Raw genomic sequence first — 15294 nt, 5'->3', positions numbered from 1 at the left:
TTATAATTGGTATGTTAAATTAAAGCCAAACGAAGTTAATATCGTTCACTTTAACTATCATCACACAGAGACAACAATGAAAAATCCAACATCCACTTTCAAACTCACAGCACTCGCTGCTGTTACCTCTTTATTGTTTATGGGCTGCGCTAGTACAAGCACTAAGGTTGAAAACGATGCTGCAGTACCAGCGTCAAAATTTGATTTATCACACTGGAAAATAAACGTACCCGTTGATTTAAACAACGACGGTAAAATTGACACAATCGACGTTGAAGAAATCCAAAACTATGCGCATCCTGATTTTTTCTATCTTGATGATCAAGGTTATATGGTATTTACCTCACCAAATAAAGCGCTCACCAGTGCTAATTCTACCAACACCCGTAGTGAACTTAGACAAATGATCCGCGGATCAAATACAAAAATCAAAACTAAAAGTCCAAAAAACAACTTTGCACTTGCCGTGCACCCTCTATCGGAGCGTTTTGGCTCGGTAGGTGGAAAAATGGAAGCCACTTTAAAAGTGGATCATGTTGCTTTACGTGCTACAAACCCTAATAAAAAAGCAGCTTATTCCGTGGTTGTTGGGCAAATTCACGCTGGTAAAGATCAAGCATTAATAGATACCAAACTAGGCTTTGGCTGGGGCAATGAACCGCTTAAGATTTACTACAAAAAATGGCCAGATCATAAAACGGGTTCAATTTTTTGGAACTATGAACGCAACTTACCAAAAAAAGATTCTAACCGAACCGATATAGCCTACCCTGTTTGGGGTAACACGTGGGAAAACCCAAATGATCCAGGCGACTCAGGTATCGCACTAGGTGAAGACTTTAGTTACACAGTTAACGTACATGGTAATGTAATGCACCTTACGTTTAGTGCTAAGGGCAAAGAAGATGTTAATTATTCTATTAATTTAGGTAATAACGTAGATGCCTATGGCAAAGTCGATGAGAAAGATCATCCTAACGGCTATGCAGCCGATTGGCATTACTTTAAAGCAGGTGCTTACAATCAATGTAGTACCAAAAATGCCAAAGGTATTTGGTACCCAGGCTGCTTAGGCACTGGCGATTGGACTACCGACAAACAAAATGGCGATTACGCGCAAGTGAGCTTTAAAAAATTAGTATTAAGCCCATCAACTAAGCCGTAAGCGCTGCAGTGGTTAAGTAATTTTTAAGTGATGTAAACAGTGGCGTAGGTAAGTTATTAATATCATACCAGCGCCACTGAATACATTTATTAGGCTCCTTTAACACAGGTTCACCGCTTTCATAATCAGCTTTTACGTATAAAGTAATGTAATGTTTGTTTTCAGCAGTAAAAATATCATTAGTGTAATCAAGCTTAGTAATTTTACTTACATTTAGCCCTGTTTCCTCAAATACTTCGCGCATCGCGCACTGCTCAATACTTTCACCAAACTCCAAATGCCCACCAGGTGTAGCCCATGTATTAGCACCATGCGCACCTATTCGCTCCCCTAACAAAATAGTGTTCTCGCGCATTATAATAACCGCAACCCCTACTCTTACTATGTTACTCATATCGTGTTTTCACTTATTTTTAATGCAAGCTATGCTGAGCGACTCGTTTTATTTTGTCAATTTTGCAGTATAAAAAACAGTATTGATTAAATTTTGGCCGACCATAGTCGAATACCTAATACTAAAAAAAAGACCTACCTTTTGTAAGGTCTCTCACACACTAAGTATTAGGAGCCATTATGTTAGGCCCATATAAACAGCACTATAATAACTTTAAGCAAAACCCAGAGCAGTTTTGGCTTAAACAAGCAAAACGCCTGCCTTGGTACAAAACCCCCAAACACGCCTACACACAAGACACCGATGGTCTTTACCATTGGTTTGATGGCGGTGAATTAAATAGCTGTTTTTTAGCGCTTGATCAGCATGTAATTGCAGGCTTTGGGGATCAAGCGGCTCTTATTTACGACTCTCCTGTAACTAATACCAAGCAAACCTATAGTTACTTACAACTACAACAACACGTGGCTAAATTTGCAGGAGTAATGCAATCGTTAGGCGTTAATAAAGGCGACCGCGTTGTTATTTACATGCCTATGATCCCACAAGCTGTAATAGGTATGTTAGCGTGCGCTCGCTTAGGGGCAATTCACTCTGTTGTATTTGGTGGGTTTGCAGCCCACGAACTTGCTGTACGCATTGACGATGCTAAACCAAAACTAGTACTGAGCGCCTCATGTGGCGTAGAGGTAGATAGCATTATTGAATACAAACCCCTGTTAGATAACGCCTTAGACCTTGCCACACACAAGGTAGATCATTGTGTTATTTATCAGCGCGAGCAAGCAATTGCGCCATTAACGCCTACGCGCGATATTAATTGGGACAACGCAATGCAAAGCGCCAAAGAAGTAGCGCCTGTTGCCGTTGATGCAAGCGATCCGCTTTATATTTTATATACCTCTGGCACCACAGGCACACCTAAAGGTGTAGTACGCGAAAACGGCGGCCATGCAGTTGCTATGCACTACAGCATGGAAACCGTTTACGGTATGCAGCCCGGCGATGTGTTTTGGGCCGCATCAGATATTGGCTGGGTAGTTGGGCACTCATATATAGTGTACGCACCGCTTATGTACCGCTGTACCACCATTTTATTTGAAGGCAAACCTGTTCGCACACCCGATGCCAGTGCATTTTGGCGAGTGGTTGAAGAGTATAAAGTAAATGCACTATTTAGCGCGCCAACTGCATTTAGAGCCATCAAAAAAGAAGACCCAAATGCAAAAGGGTTTAAGCAATACAACACCCGTAGTTTAAAACGACTATTTTTAGCAGGCGAGCGGCTAGACCCGCCAACCTACAATTGGCTTAAAGAAAAAACGAATCTGCCAATACTCGATCACTGGTGGCAAACCGAAACCGGCTGGGCAATTGCCTGCAACCCCGTAGGCATAGAAGAGTTAGTAACAAAACCAGGTAGCTCAACAGTGCCAACCCCTGGATTTGATGTGCAAATATTGAATATGCATGGCGAGCAATGCGCACCAAACGAACAAGGTGCCGTAGTAATAAAGTTACCACTGCCACCTGGATGCCTGCCAACCATTTGGCAAAATACACCGCGTTTTAAAACAGGTTATTTAACACAGTACCCTGGTTATTATCTTTCGGGCGATGGTGGCTACATAGATGATGATGGCTACTTATTTATAATGGGCCGCACAGATGACGTAATAAATGTGGCAGGCCATAGACTTTCAACTGGCGAAATGGAAGAAATAGTCGCAGCGCACCCAGCCGTTGCCGAATGTGCCGTGTTTGGGGTAAGCGATAACCTAAAAGGCCAACTGCCTATGGCTATGATTGTGCTTAAAAATGATTTTACAGGCTCCCCTATCGATGTAGAGCAAGAACTCGTGCAAACAGTGCGCAACCAAATAGGCGCTATAGCGTGCCTTAAAACAATAGTAAGTGTAGAGCGATTACCTAAAACCCGTTCTGGTAAAATACTACGTAAAAATTTGCGCCAACTAATCGATGGCGACGAACTACAAATACCATCAACCATAGACGATGCTGGTATTTTTGAAGAAATAAACCAACAAATAGCACAGCGCTAAGCTCAAACTAACATAGCTAGTATGTATCAATAGCTATGTTAGTTCACGCCACTCTAAAATTACTTATGCTTACTATTTTTATAAAAATAGGCAACCGATTAAAAACTCTAGTAAAGTACAAAATGTAACTATAATAAGATGTACTCATGATAATGTAGGATTTGTTGATGTTTGTTTTAAGTAAAAAGTATCTAGAAATTAAAAATGATAAAGATGAACTAGTTAAAAAAATTGAAGAGTTGACTGCGCATAACGAACTACTAGCACAAGAGAACAAGCACTTAGAACAACAACTAAGCTTTACACAAACCACAAATGACGAACAATTTACCGAAAGCTTACTTTCAAGTTCTATAGGTTGCATAAGCCAAATTGAAGGTGTTCGCCAAACGGTACTTGAATCTTACTCAACCATTGAGCAAGAAAGCCAAGTTAGCTATCAAATAAATGACCTTTTAAATAACTCAAATGAATCTTTAACGCATATAGCCAGTGAGATGGAGCTTATGACCCATAAAATGGGGAGTATGAGTGAAAACATATCAGGCCTCTCAAGCCTTGCTGGTAGTATAAATACCTTTGTATCGACCATATCTAAAATATCTGATCAAACAAATTTATTGGCACTTAATGCAGCCATTGAGGCTGCCCGAGCAGGCGAAGCTGGCCGAGGTTTTAGCGTGGTTGCCGACGAGGTACGCGTACTCGCCACTAATACTAATAAATCGGCGCAAGAGGTGGCCGACCTAGTAAAAGAAATTATCGATAAAACGGAAGTAACCGTTACCTCGGCTGACGACATACAGCAAAATAACACACAACTTACTAGCAATTTTGCATCGTTAAATAGCGATTACGCATCAATCATTGATTTTTGCACCAACATGAAAAACACCATTTCACAGGCATCTATTCGCTCATTTATTCAAACAGTTAAGTTAGATCATATTGTATACAAAGGTGAAGTGTACGCCGTAGCCAATGGCAAAATTAATAAATCGATAGATGATTTTACCGATCACACAATGTGCCGCCTAGGTAAATGGTACAAATCAGACGAATCAAATGAATACAAATCGCTAAGCGCATTTAAACAAATAGATAAGCCTCACAGCGAAGTACACAAAAACGGCGTTCAAGCACTGCAATTAATTAAGCAAGGCAAAAAAGCTGAAGCAGTTAAACATATACACTTAATGGAATCAGCCAGTGAGCAAGTAATGCATTTACTCGATCAGCTAGTTCGTTAAAAATTAGCGGGTTAAATTAATTTTAACCCGCAACTTTACTCTTAAATGAAAGTTTTTTCTTACTCGCACTTTCTTACTTACTACTCATAACGTTTAACTGGAATGTGCATGCTTCGCTTATTAAAAACACTACTTGCCACCAACCTACTATTTATTGGGTTTATGGCGCAAAGTTACGAAATAGAAGATTTAGGCGATGGCCTCCACCGCTTTATTGACGACAGACACCGTTCGGTATTTTTAATTACCCCACAAGGCGCAATCGTTACCGACCCACTTAATAAAAAAGCAGCCACATGGCTAAATGAGCAAATTAAAACGCGTTTTAATGTGCCAGTTAAATATGTTGTTTATAGCCATAACCACAGTGACCACATTTATGGTGCTGAAGTATTTAAAAGCCCACACACAACATTTGTTGCACATAAACTGACAGCGCAAGATATAAAAAATACACACATGACCACGGTTATGCCCACCCTCACTTTTGATGACGAGCTGACTCTTAATTTGGGCGGTTCAACTGTAAAGCTTAATTACCACGGGCCAAACGATGGAAGAGGCTCTGTAAGCATGCTGTTCGAAAAGCAAAAAGCCTTATTTGTTGTTGATTGGATAGTCATTGGCAGAATGCCTTGGCAAAAACTGTGGAGCTACGATATTCAAGGTATGATTAACTCAACCCAAGCGGTACTCCAATATGACTTTGATACTTTTGTGGGCGGGCACGCTGATGTTGGCAGTAAGGCTGATGTAACACGTTATTTAAGCTATATAGAGCAGCTTTATAGTCAAGTTACCGCAGGTGCACTTGCAGGGCAAAGCCTAGAGCAAATAAAACAAAACGTTAAACTCGATGAGTTTTCAGATTTAAAGCAATACAAAGCGTGGCTACCACTTAATATTGAAGGGGTATACGAGCGCTTAATGGAAGAATCTGGCATGGGTTGGCGCAGCGATTTATAGGTTTTGAACCGGTCTTTTTTCAAATCAAATATTTTAAATACAAAGGCATTAGGGCGCTATTGCCTTTGTACATCCCCCCTTTTACACTTCCCTTACGTTTATTGACAGCACTATACAAAAAAAGGTTTATCTTAAAGCTGATTTAAAGCAGAAAGAGGATAAATACCTATGAACTTATCTTTAAAAATTATTGGTATAGCAACAATGGCAATAACCATGAGTGGGTGTACTGTCTATCAAAAAGCGCCAGCGGTGCATAAACCTTATAAAAAAACGGTTAAAGTGGCCGCTCCTTTACCAGTTGCTGAGCACAATTCGCCTAACATCATAATAGTTAAAACAAAACCGGCAAAAAAAGCCTGCACTAAGCACAAAGATCATTGGCATTGTAAACGCTAACTAAACACTGTGCGGTAGCAAGGTTATTTATAATATTAAAATAACCCCACACTGGGGCGAGTGGCCTTTGTTGGTTGAATTTGCAGTAGCATTTTTGTTTATTAAGCGAGGCAAGCCTAAGTAGTGTGGTTGTTCCCCATAAATAGGCAATAAAGCAGCATAAAACCAAATATGCGCTACCTTTTGGGTTCAATCTACAAAGTTGAAAACGCCCTAGTTAAAGTCAACCACAACCTCATAGCGCCCTGGTAGGTCATTTACCTCATAAAACCAGCCATGGCGCTTTATTACTTTTTCACTTAACTGCAAACCAAGCCCGTAACCTATACTGGCGTTTTTTGTGGTGTCGTCACTTATAAAAGCTTCCTCGTTTTGAGTGCTGCAATTTACTACCGTAACCTTGCTGCCTTGTTGCGTAATATGCACCTGCCCGTTTTGCGTATGCTGATAAGCGTTACGAATTAAATTAGTTAGCACAATATGACAAGCTGTAGGCTCCGTACTAACTACACTGTGTTGTTGGTCTGAACTTATAAGTACAGTAACCTGTTTAGCATTTAATAAATAACCAAGCTCGTTACTTAATGTAGTTATTTTTTCACTGAGATCGACTGGCTCAATTTCACCTTGCTGTTCATCACCTCTGCTAAGCCAAAGTAACGTATTCGTTAAATCGCTCATGGTTAAACCGGCGCGCTCTATTCGCTCAAGGGTAAGCTGTTGTTTATCACTTAATGGCGCTTTTTCGCTTAAGCGGTTGAGTAGCTCTACATTGCTGCGAATAACCGATATTGGCGTACGCAACTCGTGGCTAGCATAGCTTAAAAAACGCTGTTCGCGCTCTACACTTTCGTGCGCTGAAAGCAAACTACTGCGTATTAGCGTGGCCAGTGTATTTAGTTCGTTGTAATTAAAATCCGGCGGCGTTTGTTGTAAATTAGCTTGGCTAAGCGATTTAGCCCATTTTTTTAATGACTCAATTGGCTTAGCAATTTTTTTCATAATCATAAATAAAAAAAATGCAAACAATGTAATAGCCGCAAGTGCCGTTAAGGCTATCCAAAACACCCTTTGCATTGGTTTTTCATCGGTGACTTGTGTTTTAGGGCGGTCTTTTTCAAGCATGATGCGCGATACATAACGCGACTCTCCAGCTTCGTTTTGATAATACACGGCAAAAAATAGGTTTTCGGGCATCGAAAAAAAAGATGACTTATCTGCCCTTTTTTGAAGTACGCCATTGTGAGTTGGTTTTGTAAATCGTTGCTTTATCTCCTTTGGCATATCTTCCCAGCGACTAGCAACACTAAAACCGACCATTTCAATTGGTTGCCCATCTTCAACCTTTGCCGTTTGCGAAAGCGCAAACATAACACCATTTAACCCTTTATCTAAACCATCAACAAAATAGTTAACACTCAAAAACGAAAAGCCGATGGCCATAATCGAACTTAATACCAGCATGCTGGCAAAAAAATAAAGCCTCAAGCTGGGTCTTATTTTCATTGTGCATCTCCTTGCACTGTTTTTATCGCAAAGCCAATATTAGGGATGGTTTCTAGCTTTACTTGTTGAGTCGCAGCTTCTAGCTGCTTGCGTAAGTGATAAATATGCACTTTTAAACTATTACTGTCGGGCTGCTCTTCTCCCCAAATGGCTTGCATAATGACACTACGTGTAACTGGCTGTGGCGCTTCGCGCACGAGCGTTTCAAGTAGCTTAAAAGCAATAGGCGAGAGCTTTAAAGTACTCTCCCCTACTATGGCACAGTGCTTGGTCAAGTCTAACTGTAAATTGGCTAAAGTAAGGCGCTTTACCTCACCACTTTTACGCTTTGCGAGTACTTGCACCCGTGCTACCAGCTCTTTCATGGCAAAGGGCTTTACTAAATAATCGTCACTGCCGGCGGCAAAGCCCTCTAGCTTATTATCAAGACTATCGCGTGCTGTAAGCATTAACACGGGTGTATTTTTGCCTTGTTCGCGCAACTTTTTGCACAGTGTTAAGCCGTCCATTTTGGGCATATTAATATCGAGAATAATCATTTGGTACTGATTATTTTCTATTAAATTTAGCCCCATTACACCGTTACTTGCATGGTCACACGATATGTCTTCTATATCGAGATAATCAACAATAGTAGTGGCTAGGTCTATATCATCTTCAACCAGTAGTACGTTTATCATTAAGAGGCAGCTCCTTGGGTACGCTTACCACTTAAAAAGTGTAACACATTGGTAAGTAGGCGCTTAATGTCTGTTTGAATCATTAATAATGCAGGTATAAGGATGAGAGTAATCACAGTGGCAAACAAAATACCGTAGCCTAATGATGCCGCTGCAGGGATTAAAAACTGCGCTTGCAAAGAGGTCTCGCTTAACAGCGGGATCAAGCCTGCATACGTTGTTACTGAAGTAAGCATGACTGCACGCAAGCGGCTTGTACACGACTCAACAATTGCATCGTGTGTGTTCATACCCTCTTCTTTTGTTAACTCGTTAAAGCGCGAAACAAGTAACAAGCTATCGTTTACTACAACTCCACTTAGCGCCAAAATACCGTTGAGCGATAATATACTAATGGTTAAGTCGTTCCACCAATGGCCTAAAATAGCCCCCACAATACCAAATGGAATTGCCACCATAATTAGCACTGGTTGAATATATGATTTAAGTGGAATCGCCAGCAAAACGTAAATAACCAGTAATGCGGCTAAAAACATCGTGCTCATAGAGCCTGTGGTTTCATCTTGCTCTTCGGCTTCACCTGCAAAGTGTATACTTAAGTTTGGAAACTGCGCAGTTAACTCCGGTACTAAGTCGCGGGTTAAGCTGTCTACTAATTCATTAGGTGCTATAACATTTTTATCTACTTGAGCACTTAAATAAATAGCACGTAGGCCGTCGATACGGGTTATTTCATCTTGTTGGTATTCGCTACTAATACTTGCTACGTTAACCAGCGGTACAATTGTACCATCGGGCAAACGTATACGAGATTGCATAATATCGGCAGGTGTTTTACGGGCGTTTTCAGGGTAACGTACACGTACTTTAATTTCGTCTTTATTGCGCTGGTATCGCTGTACAATAGCCCCACCAAAGGCTTGCAACACTTGCTGTGATAAACTGGCGGTATCCATACCTAGTGCGCGCCCTTGTGCATTAAGGGTAAATTTAAGTTGCGGTTGCCCTGGGTTGAAGTTGTCGTCTATACCATTAACGCCTGCAATACCTTCTAAGCGCTCTTTAAAAATAGCGCCTGCTGCCATAACGGTTTCGTCGTCCCACGCTTTTAGCTCTACTTTAAAGTTATCGACCATTTTGCGCGTGGCTAATACTTGTAGTTTTTTACTGCCCTCGGGAGTACCTGCTACACGTTGCCATTCTTGTGCAAATTCGGTCGCGGTAAACTCACCTTCATTTAATAACTCAACACTTACAGAGCCGCTGGTATCGCTACTACTTAATACTTGTAAACTCGTAATTTCGCTTTCTTGTGAGTCATACTTATCCATTAAATTTTGCTGTGCTTTTAAGGCACTTTGCTCAAGCGCTAACAAGTTTTTATTAGTTTGCCCGTAAGCCACATCATTTTGCATAACCAGCTCTGCACTAACAGTATCGCCAGGAATACTTGGGAAAAACCCCACTTTAACCGCGCCGGTCATTGGCATGCCTATAACCAATATAAAAAAGGCAATAAACGCAGCCACTACTGCGTACCTAAAGCGCAGTGAGTATTCAATAACACGGCGATAAATATGCGCACTAAACCAGTTTAAGCCACTGTCTGCGCCGTGTTGCACTTTTGCCCATAAACCACTAATGCCCGATTTAAGCTGGCGTTTGGTACTAATATGCGCCAAGTGAGAGGGTAAAATAAGCTTTGACTCAACCACTGACAGCAACAAACAAATGGTGACCACGGTTGCAAATTGCGCATATATTTTACCTAAATTACCCGACACATTAGAAAGCGCCATAAATGCAGCAACCGTCGTTAGTACACCAAAAATAGTAGGGACGGCTACTTTCATAGTGCCTAAAACAGTATTATTGAGCGTATCACCATGCTTTTTACGAGTCGTGTAAATACTCTCCCCAACGACCACGGCGTCATCCACTACAATACCCAGCGCCATAATAAAACCAAAGGTGGTCATTTCGTTAATGGTAAGTGCGGTATAGCTGTCGGTCATAAAATACAGCGTACCAAAAAACACAAATGGCAAACCACCAGCAACCCACAAGGCAACGCGTACGTTTAAAAATATGGCTAAAATAACAAACACCATAATAATACCGGTTACGGCATTTTTGGTGAGCAACGATAAGCGCTCAGTGATCATAGTGCTTTTATCTTGCCAGCTTTCAAGCTCTACATTTTGCGGCAACAACCCGCGCTCGTGCCATTTATCAATGACACTTTGTGCTTGCTCAACAATGCTGGTTATATCGCTATTTTCATCCATAAGTATTTCAATACCTATGGCATTTTGTTGATTATAACGACTTAGTGAGTTGGTATCCTCAGCAAAACTGTCGGTAACAGTTGCTACATCACCGAGTTTAATTTGCGCGCCAGCAGGCGTTGTAAGTAAAACGATATCAGCAAAGTCACGCTGCCAATAAGCTTGCTCGGCTGCTTTTAAACGAATAATTTTATTACTATCACGTAGACTTGTTGAAAGCGGGCTTGATGATTCGTTATTAATCACTTCGCTTACATCACTGATAGTTAAGCCGTAGGCTTGTAATTTACCTTCGTCGATTTCTATCGACATCATAGGATCTAATACACCTGACTGAGTAACGTCACTTATTCCTGACTCAGCAAGTAAATCGGCTTTAAGCTGTTCACCTAAGGTTTGTAACGTATGACGGTCGGCATCACCAAATAATTGCAACGTGAGTGCATGATCTTGCCTACGAGCTTTATCTATAACAGGTTGCTCGGCATCTGCCGGAAAGTTGTTTATAGCATCAACTTGGTTTTTTACATCAGTAAGTAGCTCATCAAGCGAGTAATCCGTTTTTTTCTCAATACTTACATGGCTGCCGCTGGCATCTGATGTTGAAGTAATACGCTTAATACCGGGTACGGTTTCGAGTGCTTCTTCTATTTTAAGGGCTATGCCTTCCTCAGCTTGCAGGGCATCGCCACTGTCGTAAACCACCGATACCGAAATGGTATCAGGCTCAAGGCTCGGAAACGCCTCTTTACGCAATGTAGAAAGCGACATTATACCCATTACTATTACGCTAATTAGTAATAAATTAGCCGCCACTGAGTTATTTGCAAACCAATTAATAATGCCATGCAGCGGGTTATGTGAGCTAGGCGATTGTGGTGCTTGATGTGGACTCATTATGGCATCTCCTCAACAATGGGGTTTACCCGCATTTCGTTTAGGTAGCTCACTAATGGGCGCGCCACTACACGTAAATTACTTTGCCCAGCAATTGGCGATATATAAACATAATCATTGCGCTCAAAAACCTTATTTGCGGTGGTACTTACTAATGTATTTTGTTCACTGACATACCAAATTAAGCCTTCTTGCGAAATCGCCGATGCAGGAAGTTTAATAACATTATCAAGCGTTTTACCGGCAATTTGTACAGCTAAAAAAGTACCGGGTAACAAGGGAGTTGCTTGTTCAAAAGGTTTATCGAGGGCAACCACTACGCTGCGCTGGCGTGAACTATCATCAAGGTGTTGCTCAAATCGTGCAATGTAACCTTGCCACTGATTTTGGGTTGTTACATCACTTAAAATAACCTCTTTGCTTTTATCACTTGCTAGGTTTTGCCACTGATTCAATGAAAGCGGCACGCTAATCTCTACTTTGTCGGTACTGTTTAATGTAGCGAGGGTATCGCCAATATTTACGTATGTGCCAAGGTCAATATCGCGAGACAATACCACAGCATCAAACGGCGCACTTATATGGGTGTTTTTCTCATCACGCTGGGCGGTTTGCAGTGCATATTGGGCGTTATCAAGTGTGGCTTGTGCGGCCTCTAGCTGAAGCGTTCTAAATACCAGTGGCGAGCTAGGTGCTTGTGTTACCCCTGAGCGTTCCCACTCCCGCTTTGCTTGGCTTCCTAAATCTTGCTCTTCTTGTAACGCTAATTTTGCATCAGCAAGTGCAACTTTAGTACTTGCGAGGGCTTGTAGGTATTCGGTGTTATCAATTTGTGCAAACTCTTGGTCTTTAGCAATTAAATTACCAGTGGCAAATTGCTCACTCATATTGATGACTTCGCCTTTAACTTGCGCTTTTAACGTTAATGTCCAGTGTGCTTTTGCTTCACCGTGGCCACTAACATATGCCTGATAAGTACCGGGTATCGCGTTAATTACCGACACATTCGGTGCTATAGCATCAACTTGAGCAGGTTTAGAGCCACGTGCCTGCTGCGCCATTTTATGACTGTTATATGCCACAGCAATCCCTATAGATACCACTGCAATAAGGGTTACAACAACAGGTATTGGGGAAATTTTCATGATGATACTCCAAGGCCTAAAGCAAGACCTAAATCGATACGGTTAGTTAAAAGGGTGTAATTTATTTGGCTAAGCTGAGCTTGCAGGTCGTACACTTGTTGTTGCACGGTAAGTAAGTCTAAAATATCAACTAAACCTTGTTGATACTTACTTTGGTAATTACTAAAGCTGCGCTTTGCGCTGGTAAGTGCTTTACTTATTTGAAGTTGCTGCTGCGTTAATGATTGCTCTTGACCCAACGCGTTTTCTACTTCGTTTACCGCACTAAGTAGCGTGTCTTGGTATTGCCAATAAGCTTGTTCAGCATTGAGTTTGGCTACATCAACTTGCGCACGCAGTGCTCCGCCTTCAAATAATGGTGCACTTAAGCTGCCTAATAAATTCCACACAGGGCTTGTTAACAATGCTTGGCTTGGTGTTGTGGCCAAATCACTCAAAGACGCTGAAAGCGAAATACTTGGCAGTAAGTCTTTGTAGGCCACATCAACTAAATAACGTTTTGCTTGAATATTATAATAAGCACTTTGTAAATCAGGTCGGCGTGCTAAATCTTGCTCTGGTAAGGCGCTAAGTGGCTCAATAACATCAGGAAACGTTGATGTTGTAGGTAGGTTTTCAAGTTTATCAACGCCTACTAATAATACCAAAGCGCGTTTAGCTTGGGCTATTTGCTCTTGGTAATCGGCAATAGTGGCTCGGGTAGAGGCGGTATTGGTACGTGCGGTATCTAAAGCCTCTAAATCGCCTAATCCATATTGGTAACGCTCTACGATACTTTGCTCGTTATTTTCTAAAACAGTTAAGCGCTGCTGCTCTATGTTGAGTAAATCTTGCTGCAAAATAATATTTAAATAAGTACGAATGACACTTGCTACTAACGTATCTTTAGCGCTTTGATATGTTGCTTGATTACTGGCGATGTTCATGTCTTGCGCGGCCACATTATCTGCAATTTTTTGCCACACGTCGGCCTCCCAGCTCACACCTACCGATGAGCTGTACTGCGTGCCGGTAGCTTCATTGCGCTGTGCATCAAAATCAGCACTAACGCTAAACCACTGGCTTGCTGCGGTTACATCACGCTGTGCATAAGCAAGTTTTAGCGCCACATGCACTTGATTAAACGACGGGTTATTTGCAATGGCTTGCTCTATAAGCGCATCAAGCCCCGCTATATTCACTAAATCAGTAATATAACTTACCTCGGTTGCATCATTTTGTGTGTATTGCCAATTTGCATGCTGCTTTAGCGATTGCTCGGTGCTATTACCTGTATAGCTTGGCTGGCTACTACACGCAGCAAGCGTACAGCTAAGTGCAAGCAATAAAACTGTTGAGTGCTTTTTAAAATAAACCATTTAACTATGCCTAATTTACATCATTGCACGCAGTATATTAAGGCGAGGGTTAAGAGTGGGTTAACAGGGTTTAATCAAAAAATAGTAAGATAACGTTTACTGCGCTCCTATTTGATAATATATTAATTTACACTATTTTTTATAAAAAAAATTGATAATGAATATTGCCCATTTAAACCTATTTGTCAGAATTGCTAACACACATAATATTAGCCTTGCAGGAAAAGAGCTTGGGCTTTCTGCTGCGGTATCTAGCGCACAAATTAACAAACTCGAAGAAACCCTGGGCGTTAAGTTAATGCACCGCACCACCCGAAAAGTGTCATTAACCGAAGAAGGGCAAGCTTTTTTACCTCATGCTGAAGAAGTGTTAGCTAATGTAGAATTAGCCCGTGCATCGGTCGGTATTGGCAGTATTACGCCACAAGGAAAATTACGCATCACCGCCCCAGCCTCATTTGGACGAATGCATATTATTCCTGCGTTAGAAGGGTTTATTACTCAATACCCCGATCTAACTATAGATTTGCGCCTAAGTGATAGCATTATTGATATGGTGGCTGGAGGGTTTGATATAGCAATACGCGATGCCGCATTAGAAGATTCAACACTTATAGCCAAAAAAATAACACGCGATAAACGCTTAATTTGTGCCTCCCCTAAGTACCTTGCCAAGCATGGCACGCCTAAAACACCACAAGATTTAAAAAATCATACCTGTGTTAATTTACATAGCTTAACAACATGGTCGTTTAATACAGAGCGAGGTTTACAAAATATAAAAACTAACAATGTATTACTCGCTGATAACGGTGAAGCTGTGCGCGACGCTTGCGCTCAAGGCTTAGGTATTACCTTAATGTCGAGCTGGTGTGCGTATAAAAAATTACAACGTGGCGAACTAGTACAAATTTTAGAAAACTACCCACTTGCCTCTGATACGGCTATTTGGAGTGTATACCCAAGTACCCGATTGTTAGCGCCTAAAGTAAGAGCTTTTATAGACTACTTTAGCAGCTATTTTGGCGATACTCCCTACTGGGAAAAACTATAATTATTTAAGTTTTATATCCTTTAATAGGCTTACCTAGCTTGCTCTTCGAGGTTAAGTTTACAATGCTATAAAGGAAATTTATTTAGACGATATTGTGCTTTTAGTATGTTTTTATAAGTAGGCAATACT

Annotated in this window: 12 protein-coding genes; 6 read left to right on the top strand and 6 right to left on the bottom strand. The window is 41.2% G+C overall.

Annotated features, from left to right (window positions below):
• Positions 1-76 precede the first annotated feature (76 nt).
• A complete protein-coding gene (locus J8L71_RS02080) occupies positions 77-1165 on the top strand; it encodes a polysaccharide lyase family 7 protein (protein WP_210999051.1) in 1089 nt (362 codons plus the stop codon).
• Here the strand turns inward: J8L71_RS02080 and J8L71_RS02075 are convergent.
• Positions 1155-1559: an NUDIX hydrolase gene (locus J8L71_RS02075; RefSeq protein WP_210999050.1), complete on the bottom strand. Its 405-nt coding sequence runs from the start codon at positions 1557-1559 to the stop codon at positions 1155-1157. The two genes, J8L71_RS02080 and J8L71_RS02075, sit on opposite strands and share 11 nt — an antisense overlap.
• A gap of 179 nt (positions 1560-1738) precedes the next feature.
• Between J8L71_RS02075 and J8L71_RS02070 the strand changes: the two genes are divergently transcribed.
• The 4 genes from J8L71_RS02070 (at position 1739) to J8L71_RS02055 (ending at position 6237) form a co-directional block, all read left to right on the top strand.
• Positions 1739-3622 carry an AMP-binding protein gene (locus J8L71_RS02070; RefSeq protein ID WP_210999049.1) on the top strand — a complete coding sequence of 628 codons (1884 nt, stop codon included), beginning with the start codon at positions 1739-1741 and terminating at the stop codon, positions 3620-3622.
• 167 nt (positions 3623-3789) lie between these two features.
• The gene (locus J8L71_RS02065) at positions 3790-4872 is read left to right on the top strand and encodes a methyl-accepting chemotaxis protein (RefSeq protein ID WP_210999048.1); all 1083 of its coding nucleotides are present in this window, start codon (positions 3790-3792) and stop codon (positions 4870-4872) included.
• Positions 4873-4980: 108 nt separating this feature from the next.
• A complete protein-coding gene (locus tag J8L71_RS02060; RefSeq protein ID WP_210999047.1) occupies positions 4981-5838 on the top strand; it encodes an MBL fold metallo-hydrolase in 858 nt (285 codons plus the stop codon).
• A 168-nt stretch (positions 5839-6006) separates the two neighbouring features.
• Entirely contained in the window at positions 6007-6237 is a 231-nt protein-coding gene (locus J8L71_RS02055; protein ID WP_210999046.1) for a hypothetical protein, read from the top strand.
• 213 nt (positions 6238-6450) lie between these two features.
• Here J8L71_RS02055 and J8L71_RS02050 read toward each other — a convergent pair whose 3' ends face one another.
• Genes J8L71_RS02050 through J8L71_RS02030 form a run of 5 tightly spaced genes read right to left on the bottom strand, consistent with a single transcriptional unit; the run spans position 6451 to position 14111 of the window.
• A complete protein-coding gene (locus J8L71_RS02050) occupies positions 6451-7743 on the bottom strand; it encodes a HAMP domain-containing sensor histidine kinase (protein ID WP_210999045.1) in 1293 nt (430 codons plus the stop codon).
• Entirely contained in the window at positions 7740-8423 is a 684-nt protein-coding gene (locus J8L71_RS02045; RefSeq protein WP_210999044.1) for a response regulator transcription factor, read from the bottom strand. The genes J8L71_RS02050 and J8L71_RS02045 overlap by 4 nt, the downstream gene beginning before the upstream one ends.
• Positions 8423-11608, bottom strand: coding sequence for an efflux RND transporter permease subunit (locus J8L71_RS02040; RefSeq protein ID WP_210999043.1), 3186 nt, complete (start codon positions 11606-11608; stop codon positions 8423-8425). Before J8L71_RS02040 ends, J8L71_RS02045 begins: the two co-directional genes overlap by 1 nt.
• Positions 11608-12753 (bottom strand): efflux RND transporter periplasmic adaptor subunit, encoded by a 1146-nt coding sequence (locus J8L71_RS02035; protein ID WP_210999042.1) that lies wholly within the window; start codon positions 12751-12753, stop codon positions 11608-11610. The genes J8L71_RS02040 and J8L71_RS02035 overlap by 1 nt, the downstream gene beginning before the upstream one ends.
• On the bottom strand, positions 12750-14111 hold the full coding sequence (locus J8L71_RS02030; protein ID WP_210999041.1) for a TolC family protein: 1362 nt from the start codon (positions 14109-14111) through the stop codon (positions 12750-12752). Before J8L71_RS02030 ends, J8L71_RS02035 begins: the two co-directional genes overlap by 4 nt.
• Before the next feature lie 157 nt (positions 14112-14268).
• On the opposite strand from J8L71_RS02030, the gene J8L71_RS02025 reads away from it, so the two are divergent.
• A complete protein-coding gene (locus tag J8L71_RS02025) occupies positions 14269-15165 on the top strand; it encodes a LysR family transcriptional regulator (protein ID WP_210999040.1) in 897 nt (298 codons plus the stop codon).
• Positions 15166-15294: the final 129 nt, after the last annotated feature.

The sequence above is a fragment of the Pseudoalteromonas sp. MMG007 genome (assembly GCF_018100985.1).
In the GTDB taxonomy this organism is placed as follows: domain Bacteria; phylum Pseudomonadota; class Gammaproteobacteria; order Enterobacterales; family Alteromonadaceae; genus Pseudoalteromonas.
This window is presented reverse-complemented; position numbering and strand designations above follow the sequence as displayed.